This window comes from Vreelandella azerica (assembly GCF_013112225.1).
GTDB classification, from domain to species: domain Bacteria; phylum Pseudomonadota; class Gammaproteobacteria; order Pseudomonadales; family Halomonadaceae; genus Vreelandella; species Vreelandella azerica.
This window is the reverse complement of record NZ_JABFHI010000007.1, coordinates 61861-74276: the sequence shown is the minus strand read 5'-3', so window position 1 is coordinate 74276 and position 12416 is coordinate 61861. Positions and strand designations below refer to the sequence as shown.

Genomic DNA, 12416 nt, shown 5'->3' with positions numbered 1-12416 from the left:
TTGGCATTGATTCAAGCGTGGATCTGCTCAAAACTAACCCTTTGGAAGAGGGTGGCGAAAATGCGGCGTTATTAACGGCAGGTATAAAAGTAGCCGTGGCCATGGCATTGGGTGAAACCCTAGGTGTGGAAAATGTGGGTAAAACCCTGGCCGATATATTATCCAGCGGCGGTACACTTGGAAATGCTGATATTGTCGAAGCATTAGGTGCCACAGGGCAAGTAGCTTCTGTTTTGCTAGAACAGTTGAATAACATCGATGATGCTAGTGCTGATCTTAGCGCAGCCGATATAACTGCATATGCCGATGCCGGAGCTGGAAACAGCCTGCTGGCCTCTGCTCAAGCTGCGGCACAAGGAGATAGTGCTACCAAGGCTATTAAGGCAGCCCGAGCAGAACAGGAATTTATTGATGGGCTGAGTAATACGACCGTTTTGACCCGCGACAGCAGTTTGGATGACATCCAGGCAGCCTTGGAAGGGGAAGATAATACTGTCACAGTCATTGCTGGCGGTATGACCACTGAGCAGCTTGAGGCTCTTTTTGACGGTAGTGCCATCGCCTCGTCTGTCGATAAGATTGTCGGTGCGCTTGAAATTGATGTTTCAGCTCTAGGTCAACAACTTGGTTCTTTGCTTGAGGCTTACGATGCATCTGCAGTTGGCGCTAATATCTCTTTGGTTAATGGTGGTGATCCCATCAGCAGCGCTCTTGTTCCAGTTATTGTCAACAACGCCGGTAAGCTTGCGGAAGGTGCCATTAGCGCTGATGACGGTATCGAGTTGTCAACTGACCAGCTGCTGACTTTACTCGATGGTGCTTCTGCAGCCTTAGAAGACGGTAGTGCGATTGTCTCGGATATTACTACCTTGGCAGAAATAGATGCTGAAACGGTGCTGGCTAACGTCGACAAGCTTGCGCCGGAAAGCGTTGATACTGCTGGTACTCTGACTGCTGCAGAGTTCCATTCCCTTGCTTCTGCGTTGGCTCCAGGTGCTGTTGCAGGTGTCAATGCGGAAGGCGCAACCGCTGATCAGCTCGGCGTGCTTGCTGAAAACATTGACAGATTATCAGCCGATGCAACTATCTCCGATTTGGCTGTGACGAACGAGTTGAGTACAGCTGATCTAAGTGCGCTGATTGAGCGTGCTCCTGGTACCCAGGTTGATGCAACCGGCATGAGTGCAGCACAGCTGAATGTTTTGGCGGGTGCTTTAGAGAGCGGTAATGTTGCATCTGTCGAAGGTACTTTGAGCATCGGTTCTGGCGTTAGTGCAGACAGCATAACGGCTCTTCTAGATACTTCTCCTTTGGCGTCAGAGTCTGAAGTCAATGTTCTTACCAAAGGAATGACAGACAATCAGCTAGTCGCTGTCACGAACAATCTGGATTCAATAACAACCCTTAATATTGCGTCTGGAGTTACGATCACCGCAGAGGACCCTGATACGATTCCTGACAATGTCGTTGGCAATGGTACGTTAGCGCCAGTTGGTGATATTGACAGTGGGCCAGTGCCAGATAGCTTTAGCGTTGCGACATTGGACTTGACTGGTGCTACATTCACAGATGGTACTTTCAGTTTAGGTGACAGCACGATTGGTAAACTGCGTATCACTGGTGAGCAAGCAGATGGACTTGAACTGACAGGTACTTCTGGTGCTGATCGTATTGAAATCGACGTTAGTGGCGCCTTTACAGATGGCGTTGATTCTGCTGATGTTGCACTAAATCTTTCCACGTTGGCAGGCAATGACCATGTGGTCTTTGATTTTGGTAGTGAAGCAGATAATACAGTCAACCTTACCGGTACGCTGAACTTTGGCAATGGTAACAATATTTTAGAAGCCAGTAATGGCACTGTAAATATTGCTAATCTTTCTATATCAGAGGGTTATGAACAGATCGGGTTGATTGTGAATTCGACTGTCGTAATGAGCTCGAGTCAGTTCCAAGCGTTTGGTGAACAACTAGATGCATTGAGTGGTTCTGGTCAGCTGGATATAACCGATGTCGATGCTGACGGCGTTGATCTTGGCGTAATCTCTTTCGCACCTGGCGGTGCCAACTTGCCGGTTATCCGTCTGAGCTTTGCTGATCAAAGCATCTTAGATGATATTGAAATCGATACAGACGGCAGCGTCACAGTTGATTGGCTTGAAAGCCAAAACATTGGCCTTCCACAAAATACTGATGTTATTTTACAAGTCGAAAACTCCGGTGAGTTTATAGATGTTGCCAATTACGAAAGCGGCCGTCTGCTGTTCCTTGAAACCGCGACAGTCTATAACAGTGACCAACTTGATAGTCTTCTAGCAGCTATTCAGGAAGGTGCAGAAGGTATCCGTGGTACCCAGTCCAGCGATGTAGAAACTGTTGCCCTGGGTAACAATATTGCACTAACTGGCCCGCGTGAATTGGATACCACGCAGTTGGATATCGTCCTTGGCACAGGTGCACGTACCCTGACCCTGGGTGAAGGCGTTACCATTACGGCCAATGCAGAACAAATCGATGGTGCCAGTATTGTGGGCATTGGCTCATTACTGGTTAATGTTAATAGCAGTACACTAACGAGTACCGACTTTAGCAACTTGGGCAGTATCGCAACCCTGCAGTTAAACGGTACTACCACCTTGGGCGAAGAAGATAATCTACCTGAATTTGCGCTTGTTCTCTTCGATGGAGCAGAGCTGAATGCGTCAGCTAGTCAGGTGAGCAATCAGAGCATCAATGCTTCTGAAGGCACCTTGAATATTACTGATTTGGGTGCTGTCGGTGTAGATTTTACAGACATCACTGGTAATGCGCAGGCTTCCCTAGTCGATGATGCTGTTACCCTTGATGCTGATACAGAGCTTGGTAACGTTACCGTTGCATTGGCGGAAGGCCAAACACTTACATTGCGTGCAGCGCAAGCTGACAACGTTACTATCATCGGTGACGGAAGTGTCGTGTTAACTGGCTTCAGTGCGCTGTTGCAAGGTGATATTGATCTTTCCAGTATTCAGGTACCTGTTGCTGCTGAGATCAGTCGTAACCTCGATATTACTGATGCAAATCTGCCTGATAACCTAGCGCTGGATGTTTCTGAAGGCCGTACTCTTACTCTTACCCTTGATCAAGCAGGCAGCATAGATGTGAGCGGAGAAGGGGGTAACACTCGACGGTATTAGCGGTACACAGCTGGAAGATACCAGCTTGACCGGCATTGCGGTAAGCGGCTCTAAAGAACTCAATATTACCGATGATGCAAGCATTAATACTGGTACTGTCTTAGGTGGCTTCACACTGAATGTCGCTGATGGAGCAACGCTGGATATCAACGCTCTAGGAGCACGTAGTGTCGCTCAGATCAGCAACTTCACTAATCTGCGCGATGTAGAGCTTGACCAGCTTGACTTCACGCTCCAAGACTCTTTGGCCAATTTACAAGCTGCTGAAGAGGTACGTGAAGCTGCTGATGAGTACGCTCTGACAAATGCTTTGCTTGATGCAGGCACAGTCACAGTGGCACAAGCACAAGCAGCTTACACTGCTGTACAGGGATTGATAAACGGCGCCACTAATAGCGATGAACTTGAGGTCGGTGATCTACTGACATGGTCCATTAACAGTGGTGCTGGGAGTATTATTGCGGCACAAGATCAACCATGGATCACTGGTGCAGACACCATCTCGCTAACTAACGCACAGATTACTCAGGTTCAGGCTGATGTATTGAATGCGCTTGGTAATGTTGATATTGGCGACACTGATGTGGTCAGTAATGACACTGTCATTACAGTAACGCTGGAAGAGGCGGTCGATGGTCAAGATATTGAAGGTGCATTGCCGGAAAGCTATGCAGTTGATGCGACTGTCTTCGCAGCAGGCGCTGTAAGTGTTGCTGCTGCTGGTGAGACATTTGCGCAGGTCGAAACAGCCATTGAGAATGCCGTCAATTCAGAAGATCTTGTAGTTGCAGATCTATTTACCTGGTCAATCGAAGATTCGGCAAGCGCTGTACTTGATGATGTCAGTTCTCCTGTCATTGTCGGTGCTTCACGCGTCAATGTAACTGATGACACTATCACGCTAGAACAGTATCAGAGCCTGGATGCGCTAGATAACTATCAGCGGAGTGGGGAAACAGTTGAATATAGCTTTACGCAGGCCTTGGGTGATGCTGAAGCAGGGCAACTTGTACCGAACTATGCGATTAATACTGACTCTGCATCTGTTGATGCTGGTACAGTGACAGTCAGTGCTGCAAAGGCTGCACTGGCATCTGTTTTTTTTTAACAGGTAGTGCTAGCAACGCGAGTTCATTGGATATTAATGCGTTATTCAACTGGACTGTCGAGGACACTCTCGAAAACTTGGCAAATGCTAGTGATAACCAAGCCATTCTTGGTGCTGAATCCTGGACGCTGAGCAATACCGCATTTACGGCGGATGTGATTGACACCGCCGTAGCCGATCTGGACGCCGGTGTCACGGCAGTTCAGGATGGTTTCTTTAATGCCGACGAGCAGGCGGTGATTGACGGGGCTACCAATACGGCGGACGTTGCGGTCACTGTGCCATACACGTTGACCGATACGCTGGCGAATCTGGTGGCAGCAGATGCAGCCGTCATCAGCGGTGCCGAGTCCTGGACGCTGAGCAATACCGCATTTACGGCGGATGCGATTGACACCGCCGTAGCCGATCTGAACGCCGGTGTCACGGCAGTTCAGGATGGTTTCTTTAATGCCGACGAGCAGGCGGTGATTGACGGGGCTACCAATACGGCGGACGTTGCGGTCACTGTGCCATACACGTTGACCGATACGCTGGCGAATCTGGTGGCAGCAGATGCAGCCGTCATCAGCGGTGCCGAGTCCTGGACGCTGAGCAATACCGCATTTACGGCGGATGCGATTGACACCGCCGTAGCCGATCTGGACGCCGGTGTCACGGCAGTTCAGGATGGTTTCTTTAATGCCGACGAGCAGGCGGTGATTGACGGGGCTACCAATACTGCGGACGTTGCGGTCACTGTGCCATACACGTTGACCGATACGCTGGCGAATCTGGTGGCAGCAGATGCAGCCGTCATCAGCGGTGCCGAGTCCTGGACGCTGAGCAATACCGCATTTACGGCGGATGCGATTGACACCGCCGTAGCCGATCTGGACGCCGGTGTCACGGCAGCCCAGGACGGTTTCTTTAATGCCGACGAGCAGGCGGTGATTGACGGGGCTACCAATACGGCGGATGTTGCGGTCACTGTGCCATACACGTTGACCGATACGCTGGCGAATCTGGTGGCAGCAGATGCAGCCGTCATCAGCGGTGCCGAGTCCTGGACGCTGAGCAATACCGCATTTACGGCGGATGCGATTGACACCGCCGTAGCCGATCTGGACGCCGGTGTCACGGCAGTTCAGGATGGTTTCTTTAATGCCGACGAGCAGGCGGTGATTGACGGGGCTACCAATACGGCGGACGTTGCGGTCACTGTGCCATACACGTTGACCGATACGCTGGCGAATCTGGTGGCAGCAGATGCAGCCGTCATCAGCGGTGCCGAGTCCTGGACGCTGAGCAATACCGCATTTACGGCGGATGCGATTGACACCGCCGTAGCCGATCTGGACGCCGGTGTCACGGCAGCCCAGGACGGTTTCTTTAATGCCGACGAGCAGGCGGTGATTGACGGGGCTACCAATACGGCGGACGTTGCGGTCACTGTGCCATACACGTTGACCGATACAGCTTCCAGTCTTGCTGATGCTCCAGCAGATGTTTTTGACGAGGCGGTTTCAACAACTATACGTGATACTGCATCTGGCTTGTTCACTGCGCAGGCGGCTGAATTGTCTAGCGGTTCAGATATTGCCAACACGGTAGACGCTTGGGAAATTACCGGAGTTGGTGAAGGCTTTTCTGCAGCTCTTGCAGCCATAGATATTGCTGTTGAAAGTAGCAGCCTTGTGGAGCGGTTGTCAGATGATATTATTAACAATACTGAAAGTGAGGCAACGTTAAGCAAATCGCAGCTGAATGCGCTAATTGATTATCGTGAAGCCATTCAGCGAGCTGTCGAGTTGGCTGAAACAGGCGAGGCGCAGGTGTTCTTTAACGGTGCTGATGCTCCTGATCTGACTGCCGTTCTTAATAATCTCGTTAGTCTGAGTGTTGATGGAGCCGTGTTTACTCAGGCTAATGCAGACACTGCCATTGCACTGGTCAGCGATGTGGCCGCTCTGGCCGCTGCTAATCCGGAACAGCTTAATGCCTTAGCTGAAGTTGCCTTCACCACTTTGACAGGTGGCGTGGATGCTACGCAGTTCAGCGAAATGCTGGGTGAGCTGGCGACTCAGCTCAACGATGAAAGCATTTCAATCGGTGGCCTTTCGCTTGATGCACAAAGCGTGACGCAGCTACAAACCTTGTTTGATGGTCTAGGAGCTGAAGCTCAGGCAGTGGCTCTTGCATCGGCACAGGACCTGCAGATCAATGAGCTGCTTGACCCGCAGGCTTTCTTCACTGAAGCATTTGCTGAAGCGCTCAAGCTGGAAGTTGAAAGCAACGAGACCCTCGGTAGTCTTGCTTTTCAACCGTCTTTGGTATCGTTCATTGAGAAAGTTGGGCAGTTAGAAGGAGAGCAGTTTGAAGCTGCTGACTTCGGAAGTGACGGCCTGATGGCGACTTTGGCAAGCCAGGTGGACACACTGTTGAGTCAAGCTAACCCAGCTCAGGTACCTGCTGGTGTTGAAATCGATGGAGATACCGTTAGCTTCAATGGTCTTTCATTGAGTGTCAGCCAGCTGGAATCTGCTGTTACCGGTTACGGTAACCTGAACCCAGAGAGCCAGGCCACTTATCTGGAGAACCTCAACAATCCGAATGATCTTTCCTTGTTGACTGATCTGGGGTCGGCGCTCCAAACACAGGTAGTGCAGAGCATCGCCAGCGAAACAGAAGATCAGGCCATTGTGTTAGGTGAAGGCGACTATGAAGGCGTGGCTGGCGTTGTTAGTGGTAGCGGTGATGACAACATCACAGGCAGCTCTTTGGACAACACCATCGATATCAGTGCGGGTGGCAGTGACACCCTTACCTTTGCTGCCAGCCTGGCTGACAATGGTACGGATACGATTACCGGTTTCAGCGTTGGCGCAACGGCTGATGGTGGTGACGTGATTGACTTTGAGGGTCTGCCGGCCGAGCTAGGCACTAACTATGAAGTGAACCCTACAGGTGAGTTGGGTGCTGATATAGGGCTGCTGGTATTTACAACAACAGCAGGTTCAGAGCTCTCCGAGCTTGGTTTGACGGAAGGTGACACGATCATGGTATTGGAAGTCGCCGATAATGGTTCGGACGCCCAGCTCCTCAAGGTTGAGGTTGGTGCAAGTGACTCAACGACTCATGAGCAACTGGCGACCTTTGAAGGCCTGGGTGGTAATCTTGGTAACATTGTTGATGATAATCTGCAGGACTTTAACCTGACCAATACCTGACCAGGTCGTTCTGAAGCGTTCGCCTGCGGCTCGCCGCAGGCGTGATAAACACACCAACACCTTGTTGGTGTGTTTTTTTGTTTACTATTGGGGTATCTACCCGTGCAAACTATGGCCATACCATGACTGTTCTTTTACCTGCCTCTCGCAAACATATACCTTTCAAGCATACTTTGACGCCACACAAGCAAGGTAAACGCCTTAAGCAGCTTGCTTTGGGTAGTTCGCTGTTGCCTCTTTTGGCATTGAACGCTGTCAATGCACAAGAGCGTATAGCGCTTGACCAGATAGAAGGGATTGAGGAAGTGTTGCTTCAGCCCGATGGAAGTGTGATTGTGGTGCGCAGCGATGGCATTCGCCTGCAACTTGCCGCAGAAGCCGTTGAGATCAACGAAGGTGTGGTCACCATTACCCAGAGCCAAATAGAGGATCTGGGCCTGATTATCCCCGCGGGTTCTGGTGCCGTGGATGGGGGCGCTGGATTGAGTGCCATGGCATCGCCAATGAACCTGGCAATAGGTTCTGGTGCGATAGGTGTCGGCGCGGCAGCCGCTTCTAGCAGCGCCTCTTCAGATACCTCTGAGCCACGTAATCTGACCTTGCTTGAGCAGGTGAATAGCGCAGACTCAAGTGATCGTATTCTGCGTATTCTGGATGGTTATTCAAATGAGCTTGACCCACAGGTTCAGCAGCTTCTTGTCGGTGACCGGTTGCTTGACCAGGCAGCGCAAGCGCTATTGGATCGTAGGCCAGAAGGTGGTTTTGCCGATCAGGCTGCACTGGAAGATGCCGTACGGCAAATAGCAGGCCCTTCTCCAACAGAAGAACCCGCAGAAGAACCCACAGAAGAACCTGCTGAGACCCTTGTTGAACAGATAAATTCTGCTGCATCAGCACAGGAAATTCTGGTCATACTGGATGCTAATGCCGGTGATTTGGAGAGGAATGTTCAGCAGGCGTTAGAAAATTTACGAGCATTAGGGCCGCAAGGTGACGTTCTGTTGAATCAATTTGCACAGCAGTTGCTTAACAGTCGCCCTGATAATGGATTTTCGGATCAAGGAGAGCTTGAAGCGACTGTAAGGAAAATTGTGCTGGGAGAAGCACCCACAGAAGCACCCACAGAAGCACCCACAGAAGCACCCACAGAAGCACCCACAGAAGCACCCACAGAAGAGCCAACAGAAGAGCCAACAGAAGAGCCAACAGAAGAGCCAACAGAAGAGCCAACAGAAGAACCAACAGAAGAACCAACAGAAGAACCAACAGAAGAACCAACAGAAGAACCAACAGAAGAACCAACAGAAGAACCAACAGAAGAACCAACAGAAGAACCTAGTGGTGAGACGTTTACCAGTTCGGCAGAAAATGAGTCGTTTGATCTGACCGGTGGTGGAAGTGACACTCTGTTGCTAGGCGCTACGCAGGCAACCAACGGTGTGGATACCATCACGGGATTTAGCACAGGGGCATTAGCTGCGGGCGGCGATATTATTGAATTCTCATCACTCGATCAAAGTGCATTAAGAGGTTCCGGTGTCGATGCAGAAGCATTTGACTCTGCCAGCTTTGCTCTGGGCGATAGCACTGGCATGGTGGTATTTACGACCAGCGTGAGCTTGACCCCGACAGATCAGGATCCGGCATTGATAAACCTGGTGCTGGAAATGGACGAAGGAGATGCGCTATATGTACTTGCGGCCGAATCAGGCAACGGTGACGCGCAACTGGCCAGGGTGGAACGCACGGGAACAGGCTTTACTGAAAGCGACCTGGACGCTCAGCGCCTAGCCATATTTGAAGGGCTTGGCAGTGAGGGGTTAGGCAAGATGATTGATGACAATATAAGTGATTTCCAGCTGACCTAGTGCTATTGCCCCGCCTGCTATTGCTAATCCTTTGGTGGGGCTAGCTTGTCATGTTGTCTATTCGGTCAAATCGGCTCAGGTACTTTCACCAGGCTGGTAATCGGTGCCTTTACTATATGCTGGCGGTAGTCGATGCCGCTGCGCAAAATAAAATCATCCAGCGAGCGTTCATTGCCCAGTGAATAGCGAGGGGCAAGTTGGTTATCGATCAGTTTGCTTAAGCGTTGGCGCGCGCTGGCACGCCGTTGCGTCCACTTGATGGGCCTTTGGACATCGAGGTCTTGGCGCCAGTGCAGGTTAGCTGAGGTGCTGTTGGGTTGCTTGTAGAGGTGAAACAGAGGGACTTCATTGAAAGGAGGGTGAAAGATTTCCCAACCGTGGGTAAAGGCACGCACGGCAAGGTGCTGTTCCTCACCATGAAAGTAAAAATGTGGGTCGTAAGGCACCTCACGCACAAAATCCCCTAGTGTGAATAAAAACCGCCAGCTACATGGAAGCCACAGGCATAATAGGTGTGTCTGTCCTGGGGGGCGGGCTGGTAGGTCACCCTGAAGGTCAGTACCGGGTTGTCAGGTGTCAGGTGCTGGTCTGGCTTGACTTCAAATATGGCCAGACTCTTGCTGATATTGATCTTTTGTGATGGTTGTCCGTTGGCATTGAACTCAAATCCTGGTGGATAAATGCTCAAGACAGGGCGTGGATGTATTGTCTGCAGGTTCTCCATATGTTGACGCAACACGCCATCCCAGTTGGGCGTGAACCATGTATGCGAATCAATCTGTAAAAATACTTTTCATCATCATAGAGCGTCTGGGCCAGGTGGCGCGCCCAACTAACGCCCTTTGAATGCAGTGGGTCGATATGCAGATAGCGGATCTGATTGGCATGCGTCAGTGTAGAGATCCATGCCTGCTGTGATTCATGGCTTTGGTCAACAATGCCCAAAAACAGCTTTTCAGGTTCACTGGCCTGAGCAAACAGCGACTCAATGGTAAAGCGCAGAAACGGATCACAAAATGCCGCTATGCTGACGAAAAGATGACGGTTTCCAGCTGCTTTAGAGGTGCTAGTCAGGCTTGAATCCTGTGTCATCGGGTCTCCACAAACGTTCAGGTCATATTTGTGCGCTACGGTTACCACAACCCTTGAACGCGGCGCTCCTGTGTCAGCTCAAAAAGGCACTCGCGGCGTTGTAAAACGCTGCCGCTGTCATTGTCGAGTGCTTGCCAGCGCAATGTTGGTGCTGTTGATGCCTGGCCTAATGACAATGGTATGCTTAACGTCAGGGTAGGGGTAATGTTGTGTTCCCGGGCATTACTAAAGGTGCTGGAAAGGCTGACGTTAACTCCTGAGGGTGTCTGATGCGTGGCAGCCAGGCGTACGCCGGTATCGCCGCCGAGATAGCGATGCAGCCCTGCTTCAAGCAGGAAGGCGTCATCATTACCAGGGTAGAGATAGGCGGTGGCATCGCCGGTCCAGCGGTTGTCATCACGCAAGCCAAAGGGTTCGTCGAATTCACGTTGGTGGACATGAGCGGCATTCAGGCTCCAGGCCAGCGGGCTGGCAAAGGGGCGATACAGCAGCTCGGCACCAATACCCGCATATTGGGTTTCAAGCAGCCCTGCATAGGCCAGGCCAAACCAGTGACTGCCCAGAGGGGTTGCCTGGCTGTATTGCAGATGAGACAGGGTAAGCGGCTCTTCGGCGTAATAACCGCGCAGGCTGCGGGTCGGTTCAGCATCGTTCAAGGGGTCAATAGTGGCGGGACGCGTCAGGTTGTGCGCCAGGGTATAATCCAGGCCTGCACTCAACCAGCCGTTTAACGGCGCCTTGTCAGCTAGCTGGTAGCGCGCTTCAGCCAAGGCCGCCAGGCGATAACGATAGCCATGGGCCTGGCTGCCGGCATTCTGCTCCAGCAGCGGGCGCAGTGACCATTCAAAGTTTTCGCGACTGGCCTGATAGTCAGGCATGCCTTTTTGGGTGTCAGGGCAGCACGGGCATAGAGGCTGTGTCGTTGTTGAGTGTCTGCAGTGCTGCTGGCCTGCGCAGCGCCGATGGCGCTACGCTGATAGACGTCTTCACGCAGTGGCATTCCGGCTTGTTCCCAGCGGTAGATAAACTGGCGCGGGGGTGTCTTGTCGTCAGCGGTGTGCGTGTAAAGCAGGTTGTTGGCAGCGCTGTAGGCGGCAGAGGCCGTTTCTTCCTGGCCGGTATAGGTTGCATTCAGTTGCAGGCTGTCTCCACTGCGATAGACCTCGTGCACCTGGATCTGGCCATGATGTGCCAGAGCGCGGGCAGTGTCGTCCCAGCCAAGTGAGCCACTAGGCAAAGGCGGTACCGTAGATGTGCTCGCGGAAGGCTGGCTGAGGTCAAAACGATACTGAACGCCTGCGCTGAGCGTGTCGCCGCGCTCCCAGCCAAGGCTAACGGATAATGGTTTGCTTAACGCAAAGCGCATACCTCCTTGCCAGCGGCTGCTTTGTTCGCGTGTATCGCCGGCGGGCCATTGTGTTGTATCACCGCCGCTATATTCCATAGCCAGGCTCAGGGGTTGCCAGGGTGTCTGGTAGCTAACGCCGCCAAACAGGCTGGCAGAGCCCTTGAACCAGTCGCTTTCTTCGTAGGGTTGCAAATTTTCGGGCGCGCTGCGGGTATCCCAGCGCTCACTCAAGTCGTTGAAAGGAGCTTCAGCATCGCCCGCGCTGCCCAGTGCTCCCCAGCCGACGCCGAGACTGACATCCCAGGCGTTCCATCGCTTGCTGGCCACCAGGTATTCGGCATTGAAAGGCGTGTTGTGGCCGATATCACGCGCCCCCAGGGCAATAGCAGGCAGGTAGCGGGTTTCCTCCTGCCAGCGCCATTTAATATCCAACTGAGGGTCGTAGTTGTGTCGCTGTTGGCCATCTCGGGGCTGACGCTGGCTATAACGAAAGCCAAGCTCCAGATGTTCAGTGGGCTGATAGAACAGCGGTATGTGCACATCCGGGGATGTGTAGTGGCCACCAAGCGTCAGGCTGCCTGCCGGGGCCATTCGTGCATTAGGCATTGTCCAGAG

5 protein-coding genes and 2 pseudogenes are annotated in these 12416 nt (G+C 52.0%); 4 read left to right on the top strand and 3 right to left on the bottom strand.

Annotation, left to right across the window (positions count from 1 at the left end):
• The first annotated feature begins 17 nt into the window (after window positions 1-17).
• From HLB35_RS14555 to HLB35_RS16640, 4 genes are all read left to right on the top strand, one after another.
• Window positions 18-3176: a beta strand repeat-containing protein gene (locus tag HLB35_RS14555; protein WP_171703134.1), complete on the top strand. Its 3159-nt coding sequence runs from the start codon at window positions 18-20 to the stop codon at window positions 3174-3176.
• Between the two features lie 25 nt (window positions 3177-3201).
• Complete coding sequence (locus tag HLB35_RS14550; protein ID WP_171703133.1) at window positions 3202-4284, top strand: hypothetical protein; 1083 nt, start codon at window positions 3202-3204, stop codon at window positions 4282-4284.
• Between the two features lie 26 nt (window positions 4285-4310).
• Window positions 4311-7493, top strand: a complete 3183-nt coding sequence (locus HLB35_RS14545; protein WP_171703132.1) for a beta strand repeat-containing protein — start codon at window positions 4311-4313, stop codon at window positions 7491-7493.
• 215 nt (window positions 7494-7708) lie between these two features.
• Window positions 7709-9361 (top strand): hypothetical protein, encoded by a 1653-nt coding sequence (locus HLB35_RS16640; RefSeq protein WP_216601577.1) that lies wholly within the window; start codon window positions 7709-7711, stop codon window positions 9359-9361.
• Window positions 9362-9426: 65 nt separating this feature from the next.
• Here HLB35_RS16640 and HLB35_RS17955 read toward each other — a convergent pair whose 3' ends face one another.
• The 3 genes and pseudogenes from HLB35_RS17955 to HLB35_RS17575 form a co-directional block, all read right to left on the bottom strand.
• Window positions 9427-9864: a GlcNAc-transferase family protein gene (locus tag HLB35_RS17955; RefSeq protein ID WP_268895933.1), complete on the bottom strand. Its 438-nt coding sequence runs from the start codon at window positions 9862-9864 to the stop codon at window positions 9427-9429.
• Window positions 9825-10453, bottom strand: a pseudogene (locus HLB35_RS19005) (GlcNAc-transferase family protein). The gene HLB35_RS17955 and the pseudogene HLB35_RS19005 overlap by 40 nt, the downstream one beginning before the upstream one ends.
• A 41-nt stretch (window positions 10454-10494) precedes the next feature.
• Window positions 10495-12392, bottom strand: a pseudogene (locus tag HLB35_RS17575) (YjbH domain-containing protein).
• Between the last annotated feature and the right edge of the window lie 24 nt (window positions 12393-12416).